Origin of the sequence: Extensimonas perlucida, from assembly GCF_007655255.1 — a bacterium.
Lineage (GTDB): Bacteria > Pseudomonadota > Gammaproteobacteria > Burkholderiales > Burkholderiaceae_C > Extensimonas > Extensimonas perlucida.
Genome location: NZ_VMYE01000006.1, coordinates 113,662 through 127,881 on the forward strand (window position 1 = coordinate 113,662; position 14,220 = coordinate 127,881).

Sequence of the window (14,220 nt, forward strand, 5' to 3'; positions counted from 1 at the left end):
CATCCCTGTTTGCGTAAGTCCAGCAAAGAGTGCAGCAGGGCAACCCCAAGCACCCTTTACCCCCCCACCTAAGAGGCTTTCACCAGAAAAGCACCGACCGTGGAAAAGGACCGCCCAAACCACTTCTTTTCAAAGAGAAAACCATGACCACCACGTACAGCGCCAAACCCGCTGAGGTGACGCATGAGTGGTTTGTGATTGACGCCACCGACAAGGTGCTAGGCAGGGTAGCCAGCGAAGTTGCCCATCGCCTGCGCGGCAAGCACAAAGCCATTTATACGCCCCACATCGACACCGGGGATTACATCGTCGTCATCAACGCTGCCCAGCTCAAAGTCACGGGCAACAAGCAGCTCGACAAAATGTACTACCGCCACACCGGCTACCCCGGCGGCATCAAAGCCACCAACTTCCGCGATCTGCAGGCCAAGCACCCCGGCCGCGCGCTCGAGAAGGCCGTCAAGGGCATGCTGCCCAAGGGCCCGCTCGGCTACGCCATGATCAAAAAGCTCAAGGTGTACGGCGGCGCAGAGCATCCGCACACCGCCCAGCAGCCCAAAGTGCTGGAAATCTAAGGAGCCATTGCAATGATTGGTGAATGGAACAATGGCACCGGCCGCCGCAAGTCCAGCGTGGCCCGCGTCTTCATGAAAAAAGGCTCCGGCAAGATCACGATCAACGGCAAGGACATCCAGTCCTACTTCGGCCGTGAAACCTCGATCATGATCGCCAAGCAGCCGCTCGCACTGACCAACCATCTCGAAACCTTCGACATTCAGGTCAACGTGCAAGGCGGCGGCGAATCCGGCCAGGCCGGCGCCACACGCCACGGCATCACCCGCGCGCTGATCGACTACGACGCCACGCTCAAGCCCGCTTTGAGCCAAGCCGGCTTCGTCACACGCGACGCCCGTGAGGTCGAACGTAAAAAGGTCGGCCTGCACTCTGCACGCCGCGCCAAGCAGTTCTCCAAGCGCTGAGCTGGTCTGCTTTACCCACAAAAAAACCGCCTTCTGGCGGTTTTTTTGTCTTCCTGAGTCAACCAGTATTATTTTTTCGTCATCTGCAAAATCCGGCTGACAAGCAATGTTTGCATGTCCCTGCGCGTATCACAGACGATATGGATGTAAAGCACCTCATCGCCGACTTCGTAAATGATGCGGTTCATGCCAGAGATCACTTGACGGTACTGACCGAGGCCCAGATCGACAAATTCCTCTGGAACGGAGCCTGCCAACGGAAATGTTTGGAGGCCGCGCACAGAGGTCTTTATTTTCCCGTAGGCGTCACTCCAGGTGCCTTTCCCGAAGCGCTTGATGAGATAGCGGCGCAGCTCCTTCAGGTCTTCTTCCGCACCCGACAGAAAAACCGCCTTCACGCGCTGTCTTCCTGGTCTAGCTCAGCAAATACCTCCTCCACATCGCGAAAGCGTCCTTGTGCGATGTCGCTTTTGCCCAGCGCAAGCAACTTCAGCAGTGCGAAGGCTTCCTGCTGCTGCTCGTAGGAGTGCACGTCCATCACCACCAGCTTGGCTTCGCCATTCTGGGTGATCAGCACGGACTCGCGCGATTCGGAAACATCTTTCACGATCTGCGCGGCGTGGCTCTTGAGATAGCTGATGGGCTTGACCTGGGTGGATAGCTTCATGACGGACTGGAGGCCTGGTTCAACCCAAATTGTCCATTAGTCGGTGCTGCGCACCTACGCGGGCGCTGGCGGACGGCTGACGGTCATTTTGGCCGCTGCTTCGGCGTCCATGGCACCTGCTATGGACATCTCACCGGCGGCCAAACTGCCGCGCCAGCCGCCTCGCCATCATCCCACGTCCTAATGAACAATCTGGGTTCAAAGGGACAAAATATAGTCTAAATTCGGTCCACCTTGTGGAATGCCTCAGTGCATCGCCATCGGCTGCCCTTCAAACAGATGCTCGAACTGCGCGAGCCAGGGCTCGGCCAACAGGCGGATCTGGGCGTCGTTGCGCAGGATGCGGCGCATGATCTCGGACTTGAGCTTGCGCTGCTCTGGCAGCAGCGCCTCGTGCCGGGCCTGGTAGCGCAACTGCTCGATCAGCACGGCGCAAGTACCCTCGTAGCGCGCCACGCCCTCCCAGTCTTGCAGCTGCGCAGCTTGCAGCATTTTTTGGCTGCTGTCTTCGAGGGCTTTGTAGTAGTCGATCAAGCGACTTGAACCAAAGTTTTGGCTCGGGCTGGCGTTTGACATGGCTCAGTTCCTCGATGCCGACGGCGGCATCAATGAAAGCAAAGGCTCGAGCCGCTCGCTCCAAGGCTCCATGAGACTGCGCACCTGGGCATCGTTGCGCAGAATGCGCAGCAAAATGCCGGACTTCTCGCGGCGCTGCGGTGCGGGCAAGGACTCCTCGCTGGCACGGCGCTGCAAATGGGCGATCTGCTGCGCGCACACGTCCTCCCAGCGCGCCACACCCTCCCGATCTTGGGCCTGGGCAGCTTGCAACATGCGCTGGCTGCTTTGCTCTATGTTTTTGTAATGGTCTATCAACATGACAATGCAATGCAATTCTCAGGCGGATTCAGGCGACAGCGGCGTAGGCGGAAAGGCGCGCGGCATAGGAATTGCGCGGCGCCTGCGCTGTGGCGATCTTCGCCTGGGCTGGTAAAGCAGGCTCTGCCTGCGCTGCCTGCGTGCTGACACCGTCCGCCCCGCCCTGAGCCGGTGCCTGCGGTCCGATCTGCTTCCATGCTTCGGCCACGGGCGCGATCAGGCGCTGCACCTCCTCGATTGCAGCGGCGTCGTTGTGCAGGTTGGCGTGCGTGAGACGTTGTGTGCAATAGTCGTAGAGCGCGCGCAGATTGCGTGCGACCTCACCGCCGCGCTCCATGTCCAGCCCCGCCTTCAGTCCCTCCTCAAGCAAGCGCACGGCGCGCGTGATCTGTTTGCCTTTTGCCTCAGCTTCGTTGCTCTGCATGGCCTGGCGCGCTGCATTCAGAGCCTGCTGCAGGCTGTCGAACAAGAGCACGATCAACTGGTGCGGGCTGGCACCCATGACGCTCGTTTCCACGCCGGTATTCTGATAGGCCGAAGCCGCGCGAGAGAAAGCTGGGTTCATCATGATGGCATCTCGAAAAAGCAAATTCTGGATGCTTTTTGTATCGGCATAAATGCCTAAAACTCAAGCCCAAAAGCCTTCGGTAGCGGTAGCGGGCCTCAATTGTTGTTGTTGCTCGTCTTGTTCCACTGTGTGATCTGCTGCGCCACGTAGTTGTTGAGCGCCGTCATCTTGGCCATGGTGGCGTCGAGCGCCGTGTATTGCTTGCGAAGGTTCGCTTCCCAGGTATTGATGCGCGCGGTGATGCGGTCCTCCTGGTCGGTGATCGATTGTTTTTGGGTTTGCAAGGACTGCGACTTGGTCGCAAAAGCGCCTTGTGCGCCCAGCACGCCCCTGGTGAAGTCGCTCAGCTTGAGCGCGAGCCCCCTGGTGTCGGCATTGCCCGTATCGGCCGTGAAGAAATTTTTGATTTTGTCCGCGTCGGCCGCGAAGGCCGCCGAGAGCTTGGCAGTGTCTATCTGCAAGTCGGTGCTCGTGATTTTGCCGCTGGTGCTTTTGGGCATGCTGATGCCTATGTCTGCCAGGCTGCCAAAAGCACCGCCAGCGCCCGCCACCGAACCGACGATGTTGCGCAACTGTCTTTGCAGCATCAGCACCGTGGAGTCGCCCTGCAGCAGCGAGCCGCCTTGGCCCGTGGGCGCGCTGCCGTCGAACGACGTGAGGTTGGTGACCATCTGGTTGAGCGCGTTGTAGGCCGAGACGAAGTCCTGCACGGCTTTTTGCATGGACGTGGTGTCGTTGCCCACATTGATCTGCACGGGCGCGCCCGCTGCGGTTTGCTGGCTCAGCGTGAAGCTCATTCCAGGTACAGCGTCGGTCAGCGTGTTGCTGGCCGACTGCACGGCGATGCCATTGATGCTGGCCTGGGCGTCTTGGGCGTACTGCATGCTCGGCGAGCTTTGGTCGAGCGCGAGCGTATCCAGCCCTACCTGGTCGGCAGCGGGCGCGGCAGTGCTCGCGGTACTCATTTGAAAGCCCTGCGCCGCGCCCGTGTTTTTGGAACGCAGCAACAGTTGCGCACCGTTGGTGCCGCTGACCACCGTGGCGCTCACGCCCGCGTTGGCCTGGTTGATCTGCGCGGCCACGCCCGCAAGGCTGCTGCCCGCCGCGACGTTGATCGTCACGGGCGCGCCGCTGCCTGCGGTGAAAGCTTTGCCGCCGTTGCCGTCATCGGCCCAGGTGCCCAACTGCAGCGTGAGCGTACCTTCGCCAAGCGTTTTGCCTGTGGGCACGGCGGTGCTCGTGGCGACCTGCGCCTGCGCGAGCTGGCTCACCGCGACCGAGAGCGTGGTCACGGCCGCCGCACTGCTGGCCGTGGCGCTGACGGCGCTGGCGTTGGATGAAGTAACCGTGCGCGCGTTCCAGGTAGAAGACTGTGCGAGCTTTGCCGCAGCATCGCCGAGCGAGGCAAACAGCGACTGGATCTGCCCGAACGCCGAAATTTTGGTGTCCAGCAGCGTGGCCTTGGTCTGCAAGGTGGTGAGCGGCTTTTCTTCAATGGTGCGCAGCTGCGAAATGATGCTGTTCACGTCCAGGCCGCTGCCCAGACCGATAGAGGAAATCGCCATGGTGAAACTCCTTCGCGAAGACTGCAAAACGACAGCGAGGCATCATGCCAGCAAAACTGCCCCCTGAAAGCGCAAAAAGCGACCACCGGACCCGCCGGTTGCCACTTCTTGCTACCTTCTCGCATTGTTGCTCTGCCCCCCGCCTTGGCCTTCACGGCCAAGGCGGGGAAGCGCCCGTTCAACGCAGCAGAGACAGCACGCCTTGCGGCAGCTGGTTGGCCTGCGCCACCATGGCCGTGCCTGCCTGCTGCAGCACCTGGGCACGCGAGAGGTTCGCCGTTTCTGCGGCGAAGTCGGCATCCTGGATGCGGCTGCGCGCTGCGGTCAGGTTTTCCGACGTCGAGGCGATGTTCGCCGTGACGGCGCCAAAGCGGTTCTGGATCGCACCCTGGTCGGCACGGGCACTGTTCACGGTGGACAGGGCGTTGTCGATCGCCGTCAGCGCGGCCGTGGCGCCGTCCGCCGTGCCCAGGTCTATGGTGTCCAGCGCCTGGCCGCTGCGGCCTGCGCCGTAGGTACCCACGTTGAGGCCCAGGCTGTCCTTGAGCACGGCACCCGTCGTGGTACCACGCTCTATGGTGAAGGCGCTGACCGAAGAGAGCGTGACGCTGCCGAGGAAGGTGCCCGCGTTGTTCTCAGCAGCAGTGGCAGTGGCACCGGCCTGTGCAACCACCAAAGCGCTGTTCAAGCCCGTGGATGCAGCCGTCAAGGTGCCTGCAGAGTTTTGCGTCACCGTGATATTGCGCCCATCGGCAGCCACCAGCTGCACGCCCTTGGTGTTGTCATTGGTGTTGACGGCCACGACGCCGGTCTGGGCAGAGATTTTGTTGATCGCATCGACCACTGCCTGGCGATCGTCTGCAGCCGAAGTGCCGGCTGTAGCGATCGTCCCCGTGGTCACGCCGTTGATGGTCAAGGTTCCAGTGGTCGCGGCAGCGGTCATCGCCGCACCCGCCACCTCGGTGGCATTAGCCGTAGCCGTCACGCCGGTCTTGGAGGAAATCGTGTTGATCGCCGCTGCCTTGGCGATGGCGCTGCTGCTCTTGGCGTTGAACGAAGCCGTGTCGCTGCTGGCAAGCGAATCACCCACCAAGGTGCCGTTGATGGAAAAGTCACCGGCTTTGATCGCTGTGGTGGTCGATACACCCAAAGCCGACGTCAGCGGCACGCCCGAGGCATACGCAGTCTGCGCGCTGAAAGTGCCTGCGCGCAGGCCCGAGTTCTTGATGTCGCCGGCAGTGCTGCTGGCAATGGTGATGTCTTTATCGGACACCAGGGTGTAGGAGCCGGTGTAGGTGGCGGCTGCAGCCAGACCGGTAGAAGCAGCCGTAACGGTGCTGAATGCCACAGTCACGTTGCGCCCATCGGCAGCCACGAGCTTGACGCCGCCGCTGTCCAGCCCCGTATCGATGGCGGTCACGCCCGTTTCCTGGGCTTTGGCGTTGATGGCCGCCACTACCGAGGCGCGCGAGGCTGCGGCGTCCGTGGTCGTGCTGACATTGATGCTGACGCCATTGATGGTGACGGCGCCGCTGGTGGCTGCGGCAGTCATGGCGCTGCCGCCCACTTCAGTGGCGTTGACCTGCGCGGTAACGCCAGTTTGTGCCGACTTGGCGTTGATGGCCGCGGCTTTGGCAATGGCGCTGTAGTCCTTGCCAGTCGAAGAGGCCGTGTCTGCACTCGCCACCGAGGCGCCTATGGCCACGCCGTTGATGAACAGATCGCCTTCTTTCAGGGCAGTGCTGGAGGCATTTTGCGCCGAGGTGATGGCTGCGGTGGCAGCGCTGCCCAGCGACTTTGTGTCCATCTTGCCCACCGACACGGTGATGGTGTCGCCCACATTTGCGCCCACCTGAAAGCTGACGTTTTTGAACGATCCGTCGAGCAGCTTCTTGCCGTTGAAGGTGGTGGTGGTGGCCACGCGGTTGATTTCGGAAAGCAGCTGTTTGGCCTCGGCGTTGAGGGAGGCGCGGTCCACCCCCTGGTTGGTGCCGTTGGCCGATTGCACCGCAAGCTCGCGCAGGCGCTGCAGGCTGTCGGTGACCGAGCCCAGCGCGCCTTCAGCCGTCTGCGACAGCGAGATGCCGTCGTTGGCGTTGCGCGCGGCCACAGCCAGGCCGCGCACTTGCGCCGTCATGCGATCAGAAATGGCCATTCCCGCGGCGTCGTCCTTGGCGCCGTTGATGCGCAGGCCCGAGGACAGGCGCTGCATGGACGTAGCCAGCGAGTTTTGGGAAGTGGCCAGATTGCGCTGCGCGTTGAGCGACTGCAAGTTGGTGTTGATGATCGATGCCATGGTGGTAGCTCCTCAAGAAAAACCGAATGTGCGGCATTGCTGCCTTGGTGGCACCCCAGGGCACCACACCCTGCGCTGCCGCTTCGCACAAGGCACGCTGGCCTTGATGGATGGGTTTTCGGTCAGGCGCGGCGAAAACTTGAGGGGTGATGTAACTCTTTGTGCAAATTTTTTACGCGTGCGCCGGAACGGCGCGGGCCCGTTCCATAAAAAGCGCCTTGCAGGGCCGACTTTTTGGTCCGTGCAGGGGCTGAAGCGGCCGCGATGGAGCGAGGCTTTGGGGCGAGGAATGTGCCGCTGTGTTGTTTCTTGTGTTCTATATCAAATTAGTAGTGGTAGTAGAGGGGCTTGGTTTGCGTGGACAAGTGCTTTTTTTGCTGATTTGACGCGCACTTGGGTGCAGGCAAACGCTGTGCGCACGGGACGCGCCGGCTTGTGCGCCCAAGCGAATAATTTGGCCGGCCCGGCCCGGCCTGTGGACAAGTGGTGGTTTGTGCGCTTTTTGTGCACAGCTTTGCGCACAGCGCCGGGCTGGAGAAATCGGGGTCAGAGAAATCGGGGTCAGATTCCAATAGCTGTCGGCGCAACGGCAAAACGGCGCAAAAAAGCCCGGCCCCATGGAGTTGGGCCGGGCAAGGCGGAGGAAAGCGGGGGAAAAGTGGAGGTTCAGCGTGCGGGCCCTGGGCCGCTGCGCATGCCGGCGCGGCCGGGGTGTTTGTCGTGCGGGTCCATCATGCCTTGGCGCGGCATGAATTGCGCGTCGAAAGTTTTTTGCTGCTGCGGGCTGAGCTTGGCGTAAAAGGCCTTGATGGCTTCGGCGCGCTGGTCCATCTCGGCGATGTGTTGGGTGCGCAGGGCGCGCATGCGGTCCAGGCGCTCGGGGGTGCTGAGCTTGGCGAACTCGTCGGGGTTCATGTCGAGGCGCGCATGCTGCGGTTTGTGCTGCATGGCGTTCATGAAGTCTTGCCACGCGGGTTCCTGCTCGGGTGTGAGTTTGAGCGCTTCTTTGAGCGCGGCGGCGCGCTGGGCAAAGTGCTGCTCGCGGCGCTCTTGCCGGTCGTGCATTCTTTGTGCGCGCGGCGTGTCGGCGCCGGGGCCTGCAGCGGGTGCGGCGGGCTGGGCGAATACGGGCAGCGCGAGCGTGCCGAGCAGCGCAGCGCCCGCCAGACAGCGACGCAAGCGCTGCGGGCCTTGGAATCCTTGAAAGTGGGTCATGGTGTCGTCCTTTCTTGCAAAAGCATTGCTGTGACGCGATGCAGTGTGCGCCGGCTCTGTGTCGCTTGCGTGATCCGCGGTTGAGCCTGTGTAAAGTGGCGCCCTCGGCTGGCGCATGGGGTTCAGGGCCGAATTGGCCGTTAGCCCTTTATTGGTGTGCATAAGCAGCTATTTATTTGATACTCATTTTGTCGTTACAAAGGTTGTCCATGTTCAAGAACATGATCGTTTACCGCATCGCGCAGCCCTGGAACCTGCCGCTCGATGCGGTGGATGCGGCGCTGGCGCGCATGCCGTTTGCGCCCTGCGGCGCCACGCAGGAGCTTGCACTCGGCTGGGTGCCGCCGCGCGGCGAGGCGCACGGGGCGCTGGCCGAATCGGTGGGCGGGCAATGGATTTTGCGGCTCGTGCGCGAGGCCAAGCTGCTGCCCGCCCCCGTGCTGGCGCGCAAGGCGCAGGAAAAGGCTGCGCAGATCGAGGCCACGACGGGCCGCAAGCCCGGCAAGAAAGAACTGCGCGAACTCAAGGAGGAAGCCAAGCTGGACCTGCTGCCCATGGCGTTCACGCGGCAGGCGGCGGTGTGGGTGTGGCTAGACCCCGAGGCCGGCTGGTTGGTGCTCGACACCGCGAGCCAGGCACGCGCCGACGAGGTCACGAGCTTGCTCGTGGAGCTGCTGCCGGGCCTGTCGCTGCGCCTGCTGCAGACGCAAACCGCGCCCGCGACGGCGATGGCGCATTGGCTCGCCACCCAGGAGCCGCCCGTGGGCTTCTCGCTGGAGCGCGAGTGCGAGCTCAAAAGCCCCGACGAGTCGCAGGCCGTGGTGCGCTACGCGCGCCACCCGCTCGACATCGCAGAGGTGCAGGCGCACATCGCCGCGGGCAAGCGCCCCACGCGCCTTGCGCTCGCGTGGGAGGGGCGCGTGTCTTTCGTGCTTACCGAGGGGCTGCAGCTCAAAAAGGTGACTTTGCTCGACACTGCGCTGGCCGAGCAGACGAATGATGAGGGTGGGTTCGATGCCGACGTGGCGCTGGCGACGGGCGAGCTGGGCCGGCTGCTGCCGGATTTGGTGGCGGCGCTGGACGGCGAGGCGGACTTGGCGATTCCGGCGGGGGCGGAGCGTGGTGCGGCACAGGGTGCGGCCGAAGCGGTGGGTGGCGCCGCGGCATTCGGGGGAGTCGGTGCCGATGCAGCTGGGCAAGAGGCAGCAGAAGATGTCGTGGCAGAGGAGCCGCCGTTTTGAGGCTGATGCAGAGAAAATCCTTTCCTCTTTTCCCCGGAGCCTGCCCATGAACCCCCCTTTGATCCAAGACGAACTCGAACTTTTGCAGCAGCTCGTCGATCTGCCAAGCCACCCGCGCATCATCGAGCTGGGCTGCGGCGCGGCGCAGCTGGCGCGCAGGCTGCTGCAGCGCTGGCCGCAGTGCACGGTGGTGGGGCTGGAGGTCGATGCGCGCCAGCACGCGAAGAACCTGCAAAACCCCGCCGAGCGCCTGCAGTTCGTACAGGCCGGGGCGCAGGCGATTCCGTTTGCGGCGCAAAACTTCGACCTCGCGCTGATGCTCAAGTCTTTGCACCACGTGCCGCTCGATGCGATGGACCAGGCGCTGGCCGAGGTGCACCGCGTGCTGCGCGCGCAGGGGCTGCTCTATGTGTCGGAGCCCGTGTACGCAGGCGCGCTCAACGAGATCGTGCGGCTGTTCAACGACGAGGGCGAGGTGCGCGCGGCGGCCTTGGCGGCGGTGCAGCGCGCCGTGGCCTCGGGCGCGTGGGAGCAGCTCAGCGAGACGTTTTTCGACATGCCCGTGCACTACGACGACTTCGAGGACTTCGAGCGCCGCATGATCAACGTGACGTTTGCCGAGCGCCACCTCGATGCGGCTACGCGAGAGGCGGTGCGGGCGCGCTTTCTGCCGCACCTGACGGCGCAGGGCGCCGACTTCGTGCGGCCTATGCGTGTGAACCTGCTGCGCAAGGTGGGGTGAGGCCACCCGCGGCCATATCCGCGGCCATGCAGCCGTGCAGCAGCGCTACGCTCCAGCAGCGCAGCGGCGCGCAGGGACCCACGACTTACGCAAATCGGGGTTAGGCCAGGCGTTCGCCCCATGGCAAAACACCTCGCTGCATCCTTGTTTGCGTAATTCCAGGGACCGAAATCAGCGCGCCTGGAAGCTCGGCCTTTGGCGCGCGTAAAAGGCTTCGACGCCGGCGCGGAAGTCCTCGGTGCCCATGCAGCGCACGAAGGATTGCTTTTCGGCGTCGAGCTGTTCGGCAAAACTGTGTTCGCAGGATTGGCGCATGAGCCGCCGCAAGGCGCCGTAGGCCAGCGTGGGGCCTGATGCGAGGCGCTGCGCGAGCTCCTGCGTGGCGGCTTCGAGCTGGTCGGCGGGCAACACGCGGTTGATGAGGCCCATTTGCAGCGCTTCGGCGGTGCCAAAGGGCTCGCCGAGCATGGTGATCTCGAGCGCGCGGCGCAGGCCCACGATGCGCGGCAGGCTCCAGGACATGCCCATGTCGCAGCAGGTGCCCAGGTGGATGTAGGCCGGGGCAAAGCGCGTGCCCTCGGCCACGAGGATGAAGTCGGCGAGCAGCATCAGGCTCAGCCCCGCGCCCGCGGCCACGCCGTGCACCTGCGCGATCAGCGGCGCGTCCATGGTCGCGAGCAGCGGCAGCGCCTCGTTGAGCAGCGTGAGGATGTCCGACGCGCCCTGCACGGGATTGGCGCGCAGCGTGGCCAGGTCGCCGCCGGCCACGAAGCCCTTGCCCGCGCCGCGCAGCACCACGGCGCGCACGCTCGCGTCGGCGCTGATGTCTTTAACGGCGCGGTAAAACGCTTCGGCCAGCGTGTAATCAAAAGCGTTGAGCGCGGCGGGGCGGTTCAGGCACAGCGTGACGATGGCGCCTTGGCGTTCGACGAGCAGCGGGGCTTCGGTGGTTGGGGTCATGAAAATTCCTTGGCGGTGGGGATGGTTGGTTTTGGAATTGGCAATCAGGGTTTTCGCGCTTGCGCAGGGGCGCTTGTCCGGGGAGCATGGGTTTTCTACGGGTTTTTCACAACAGGGTTTGTCCTATGTCCGCTTTGACACCGCTGCAGCGCCACGATGCGCATCCTTTCATGGGCATGGACGTGCCCGGGCTGCTCGAGCAGCGTGCGCACGCGCGGCGCGACCATCCGTTCATCGTCTGGGAGCCGTTCGAGGGCCTGCCGGAAGTCATCAGCTACGGCATGTTTTACGAGCGCGTGCGGCGCATCGCGGGTGGCCTGCAGCAGCGCGGCGTGCGCGCGGGCGACTGCGTGCTGATCCACCTCGAAAACTGCCCCGAAACCATTCTGGCCTGGTACGCCTGCGCGTGGCTGGGCGCGATTGCCGTGACCACGAACGCGCGCGCCTCGGACGACGAGCTGCAGTATTACGCCGAGCACTGCGGCGCCGTGGGCGGCATCACGCAGCCCAAGTTTGCCGCGCGTGTGGCGGCCTCGTGCAAGGGCCTGCGCTGGCTGGCCGTGACGGCCACCGACAGCGGCCACGCGCCGCAGCAGGGCGCGCCCGACGCGGCGAGCAGCTTTGCCGCGCTGGACGCCGCGCCCGCGCCGCGCCGCCCGGCCGACCCGCTGGCGCCGTGCAGCGTGCAATACACCTCGGGCACGACCTCGCGCCCCAAGGCCGTGCTGTGGACGCATGCCAACGCGCTGTGGGGCGCACGCATCAACGCCGCGCACGAGGACTTGCGCGCCGAGGACGTGCACCTGGTGCACCTGCCGCTGTTTCACACCAACGCGCAGGCGTATTCGGTGCTCGCGTGCCTGTGGGTGGGCGCCACGGCGGTGGTGCTGCCGCGCTTTTCAGCGAGCCGTTTCTGGCCCGTGTCGATCGCGCGGCGCGTGACCTGGACTTCGATGATTCCGTTTTGCATCCAGGCCCTGCTCGCGCACGAGGTGCCGGCTGAGCACTATTACCGCCTGTGGGGCGCGGGCGCCTGCGCTTTGCCCACGGACGCGCACTTTCGCGTGCAGACCATAGGCTGGTGGGGCATGACCGAGACCATCACGCACGGCATCGTGAGCGACCGCCACCTGCCGAGCCCGAGCATGAGCATAGGCCGCCCCGCGGCCGAATACCGCATCGCCATCGTCGAGGACGACAGCGTGCCCGTGCGCGAGGCGCGGCATGTGGGGCCGGGCGGGTCGGGGCAATTGCTGATCCAGGGTGTGCGCGGCCTGTCGCTGTTTCAGGAATACCTGGGCAACGCCAAGGCCACGGCCGAGAGCTTCGACCCCGACGGCTGGTTTCGCACGGGTGATCGGGTGGACTTGCTCGAAGAAGGCTCGATCCGCTTCGGCGACCGCACCAAGGACATGCTCAAGGTGGGCGGCGAGAACGTCGCGGCCTCGGAGATCGAGCGCGTGATCCAGACCGTGCCCGGCGTGGCCGAAGGCGCCGTGGTGGGGCGCGCGCACCCCATGCTCGACGAAGTGCCTGTGGCTTTCGTGATCGCCGCGCCGAATGCGCCGGCAGACCTGGCCGAGCGCATCCTGGCCGCGTGCCGTCAGCAGCTCGCGGACTTCAAGTGCCCGCACGAGGTGCGCATCGTGCCCGAGCTGCCGCGCGCCACGCTCGAAAAAGTCGCCAAGGCGCAGCTGCGCCAGATGCTGGCGCAGGAGGGCGCTTGAGGGCGTCATGGAGAGGGCCGGCGGCCCATGGCAATCGCAGCAATCGCCAGGGCCGCCATAGCGGCGCCTGTATGCGCAGTCGCAGACGCGACGGAATCGCCGCGCCCCTGCGGGGCTCGCCGTGACGGGTTTTGCTGCAGCGGCCTTGCCGCGGCCGCTGGCGTATGGCTTTCTGGCGTTGTCGATGGTGTTGGTAGGCAGTTACGTGGCGCTGTCCAAGCCGCTTGCGGCGGCGCTGCCGGTGGCTTTGCTCGCCTGGCTGCGCTTTGGCATCGCCGCGCTGGCCATGGCGCACTGGCTGCGGCGTCCGCCCGACGAGCCGCCGCTGACGCGGCAGACGCGTTGGCTGTTGTTTCTGGAGTCGTTTCTGGGCAATTTCCTGTTCACGCTGTGCATGGTGTCGGGCGTGCAGCGCAGCTCGGCGGTGTCCGCCGGGGTCATCATGGCGGCGATTCCGGCGGCGGTGGCGGTGTTTTCGTGGCTGTTTTTGCGCGAACGAGTGGCGCTGCGTGTGTGGGCGGGGGTGGCCTGCGCGGTGCTGGGCATTGCTTTGCTTTCGCTATCTAAAAATGAGCTTCAAGCGCTTGATACGTCTGCATTAGATGCCAAAAACACCCAAAATTCTGCGTGGCTGGGCCATCTGCTGTTGATAGGGGCCGTGCTGTGCGAGGCCAGCTATGCGGTGATCGGTAAAAAGCTCACGGGCGCTTTGAGCCCGCGCCGCATCACGGCGCTCATCAATCTGTGGGGCTGGCTGCTGAGCACGCCCATGGGTTTGTGGCTGGCCTGGCGTTTCGACTTTGGCGCGGTGGGCGTTGGCACCTGGGCCTTGCTGCTGTTCTATGCGCTGGCCGCGAGCGTGTGGACGGTGTGGCTGTGGATGACGGGGCTGCGCAGCGTGCCGGCGGCGCAGGCGGGCGTGTTCACCGTGCTGCTGCCCATCAGCGCTGCGCTGGTCGGCGTGCTGGTGTTGGGCGAGCGGCTAACCGGGGTGCAGTGGCTGGCTTTGGCCGTGGCGCTGGCTGGCGTGCTGCTCGCGACCGTGCCTGGGCGAGCCAAAGCAGACACCAGAGCGCAGCGGTGACTTTGGGGCGCAAGCATGGCTGCCTTTGCAGCCGATTCTTGTGCGTTGCTCACTGGTCGGCAGGCACGACGGTGTAGCCCTCTTCGCTGATGGCTGCGGCCAGGGCTTCGCGCGGGGCGCTGCTTTGTACCTCGACCTTGCCTTGCGCGCGGTCTATTTGCACGCTGGCTTGCGGATCGACCTGCTGCAGCGCCTGTGTCACGGCGCGCTCGCAATGCGCGCAGGTCATGCCCTGGACTTGAAACGTGTATTGCATGGCGGACTTCCTCTTGCTGAAAAAATAAGATGATGCCTCTTTG

The 14,220-nt window shown here is 64.2% G+C and carries 16 protein-coding genes; 6 read left to right on the forward strand and 10 right to left on the reverse strand.

Annotation, left to right across the window (positions count from 1 at the left end):
• Positions 1–143: 143 nt before the first annotated feature.
• Both rplM and rpsI read left to right on the forward strand, forming a co-directional pair.
• Complete coding sequence (rplM, locus tag FK527_RS07495) at positions 144–575, forward strand: 50S ribosomal protein L13 (RefSeq protein ID WP_144731882.1); 432 nt, start codon at positions 144–146, stop codon at positions 573–575.
• A 12-nt stretch (positions 576–587) separates the two neighbouring features.
• Positions 588–980 carry a 30S ribosomal protein S9 gene (gene rpsI / locus FK527_RS07500; RefSeq protein ID WP_144731885.1) on the forward strand — a complete coding sequence of 131 codons (393 nt, stop codon included), beginning with the start codon at positions 588–590 and terminating at the stop codon, positions 978–980.
• Between the two features lie 68 nt (positions 981–1,048).
• On the opposite strand, the gene FK527_RS07505 is transcribed toward rpsI, so the two are convergent.
• The 8 genes from FK527_RS07505 to FK527_RS07540 form a co-directional block, all read right to left on the reverse strand.
• A complete protein-coding gene (locus tag FK527_RS07505; protein WP_144731888.1) occupies positions 1,049–1,378 on the reverse strand; it encodes a type II toxin-antitoxin system RelE/ParE family toxin in 330 nt (109 codons plus the stop codon).
• Positions 1,375–1,647: a type II toxin-antitoxin system Phd/YefM family antitoxin gene (locus FK527_RS07510; RefSeq protein ID WP_144731891.1), complete on the reverse strand. Its 273-nt coding sequence runs from the start codon at positions 1,645–1,647 to the stop codon at positions 1,375–1,377. The genes FK527_RS07505 and FK527_RS07510 overlap by 4 nt, the downstream gene beginning before the upstream one ends.
• A 246-nt stretch (positions 1,648–1,893) precedes the next feature.
• Positions 1,894–2,223: a flagellar protein FliT gene (locus tag FK527_RS07515; protein ID WP_144731894.1), complete on the reverse strand. Its 330-nt coding sequence runs from the start codon at positions 2,221–2,223 to the stop codon at positions 1,894–1,896.
• Positions 2,224–2,226: 3 nt separating this feature from the next.
• Positions 2,227–2,523 carry a flagellar protein FliT gene (locus FK527_RS07520; protein ID WP_144731896.1) on the reverse strand — a complete coding sequence of 99 codons (297 nt, stop codon included), beginning with the start codon at positions 2,521–2,523 and terminating at the stop codon, positions 2,227–2,229.
• Positions 2,524–2,551: 28 nt separating this feature from the next.
• Entirely contained in the window at positions 2,552–3,091 is a 540-nt protein-coding gene (gene fliS / locus FK527_RS07525) for a flagellar export chaperone FliS (RefSeq protein ID WP_144731899.1), read from the reverse strand.
• Positions 3,092–3,186: 95 nt separating this feature from the next.
• Positions 3,187–4,656 carry a flagellar filament capping protein FliD gene (gene fliD, locus FK527_RS07530; protein ID WP_144731902.1) on the reverse strand — a complete coding sequence of 490 codons (1,470 nt, stop codon included), beginning with the start codon at positions 4,654–4,656 and terminating at the stop codon, positions 3,187–3,189.
• A gap of 178 nt (positions 4,657–4,834) precedes the next feature.
• Complete coding sequence (locus tag FK527_RS17690; protein WP_144731905.1) at positions 4,835–6,952, reverse strand: flagellin N-terminal helical domain-containing protein; 2,118 nt, start codon at positions 6,950–6,952, stop codon at positions 4,835–4,837.
• A gap of 666 nt (positions 6,953–7,618) precedes the next feature.
• The gene (locus FK527_RS07540) at positions 7,619–8,167 is read right to left on the reverse strand and encodes a Spy/CpxP family protein refolding chaperone (protein ID WP_144731908.1); all 549 of its coding nucleotides are present in this window, start codon (positions 8,165–8,167) and stop codon (positions 7,619–7,621) included.
• 209 nt (positions 8,168–8,376) lie between these two features.
• On the opposite strand from FK527_RS07540, the gene FK527_RS07545 reads away from it, so the two are divergent.
• Positions 8,377–9,408 carry a recombination-associated protein RdgC gene (locus tag FK527_RS07545; protein WP_144731911.1) on the forward strand — a complete coding sequence of 344 codons (1,032 nt, stop codon included), beginning with the start codon at positions 8,377–8,379 and terminating at the stop codon, positions 9,406–9,408.
• Between the two features lie 46 nt (positions 9,409–9,454).
• On the forward strand, positions 9,455–10,150 hold the full coding sequence (locus tag FK527_RS07550) for a class I SAM-dependent methyltransferase (RefSeq protein WP_144731914.1): 696 nt from the start codon (positions 9,455–9,457) through the stop codon (positions 10,148–10,150).
• Between the two features lie 171 nt (positions 10,151–10,321).
• Here FK527_RS07550 and FK527_RS07555 read toward each other — a convergent pair whose 3' ends face one another.
• On the reverse strand, positions 10,322–11,110 hold the full coding sequence (locus FK527_RS07555; RefSeq protein WP_144731917.1) for an enoyl-CoA hydratase/isomerase family protein: 789 nt from the start codon (positions 11,108–11,110) through the stop codon (positions 10,322–10,324).
• Positions 11,111–11,235: 125 nt separating this feature from the next.
• Between FK527_RS07555 and FK527_RS07560 the strand changes: the two genes are divergently transcribed.
• Both FK527_RS07560 and FK527_RS07565 read left to right on the forward strand, forming a co-directional pair.
• Entirely contained in the window at positions 11,236–12,837 is a 1,602-nt protein-coding gene (locus FK527_RS07560) for an AMP-binding protein (protein ID WP_144731920.1), read from the forward strand.
• Positions 12,838–13,021: 184 nt separating this feature from the next.
• A complete protein-coding gene (locus FK527_RS07565; RefSeq protein ID WP_246072719.1) occupies positions 13,022–13,921 on the forward strand; it encodes a DMT family transporter in 900 nt (299 codons plus the stop codon).
• A gap of 49 nt (positions 13,922–13,970) precedes the next feature.
• On the opposite strand, the gene FK527_RS07570 is transcribed toward FK527_RS07565, so the two are convergent.
• Positions 13,971–14,177 carry a heavy-metal-associated domain-containing protein gene (locus FK527_RS07570; RefSeq protein ID WP_144731923.1) on the reverse strand — a complete coding sequence of 69 codons (207 nt, stop codon included), beginning with the start codon at positions 14,175–14,177 and terminating at the stop codon, positions 13,971–13,973.
• Between the last annotated feature and the right edge of the window lie 43 nt (positions 14,178–14,220).

Excerpts from the sequence above, each read along its gene's own strand:
- FK527_RS07560 (WP_144731920.1), top strand. The coding sequence starts at position 11,236 with ATGTCCGCTTTGACACCGCTGCAGCGCCACGATGCGCATCCTTTCATG.
- FK527_RS07545 (WP_144731911.1), top strand. The coding sequence starts at position 8,377 with ATGTTCAAGAACATGATCGTTTACCGCATCGCGCAGCCCTGGAACCTG.
- FK527_RS07510 (WP_144731891.1), bottom strand. The coding sequence starts at position 1,647 with ATGAAGCTATCCACCCAGGTCAAGCCCATCAGCTATCTCAAGAGCCAC.
- FK527_RS07515 (WP_144731894.1), bottom strand. The coding sequence starts at position 2,223 with ATGTCAAACGCCAGCCCGAGCCAAAACTTTGGTTCAAGTCGCTTGATC.
- FK527_RS17690 (WP_144731905.1), bottom strand. The coding sequence starts at position 6,952 with ATGGCATCGATCATCAACACCAACTTGCAGTCGCTCAACGCGCAGCGC.
- fliS (WP_144731899.1), bottom strand. The coding sequence starts at position 3,091 with ATGATGAACCCAGCTTTCTCTCGCGCGGCTTCGGCCTATCAGAATACC.
- FK527_RS07550 (WP_144731914.1), top strand. The coding sequence starts at position 9,455 with ATGAACCCCCCTTTGATCCAAGACGAACTCGAACTTTTGCAGCAGCTC.
- FK527_RS07520 (WP_144731896.1), bottom strand. The coding sequence starts at position 2,523 with ATGTTGATAGACCATTACAAAAACATAGAGCAAAGCAGCCAGCGCATG.
- FK527_RS07555 (WP_144731917.1), bottom strand. The coding sequence starts at position 11,110 with ATGACCCCAACCACCGAAGCCCCGCTGCTCGTCGAACGCCAAGGCGCC.
- rplM (WP_144731882.1), top strand. The coding sequence starts at position 144 with ATGACCACCACGTACAGCGCCAAACCCGCTGAGGTGACGCATGAGTGG.
- FK527_RS07570 (WP_144731923.1), bottom strand. The coding sequence starts at position 14,177 with ATGCAATACACGTTTCAAGTCCAGGGCATGACCTGCGCGCATTGCGAG.
- fliD (WP_144731902.1), bottom strand. The coding sequence starts at position 4,656 with ATGGCGATTTCCTCTATCGGTCTGGGCAGCGGCCTGGACGTGAACAGC.
- rpsI (WP_144731885.1), top strand. The coding sequence starts at position 588 with ATGATTGGTGAATGGAACAATGGCACCGGCCGCCGCAAGTCCAGCGTG.
- FK527_RS07540 (WP_144731908.1), bottom strand. The coding sequence starts at position 8,167 with ATGACCCACTTTCAAGGATTCCAAGGCCCGCAGCGCTTGCGTCGCTGT.
- FK527_RS07565 (WP_246072719.1), top strand. The coding sequence starts at position 13,022 with ATGGTGTTGGTAGGCAGTTACGTGGCGCTGTCCAAGCCGCTTGCGGCG.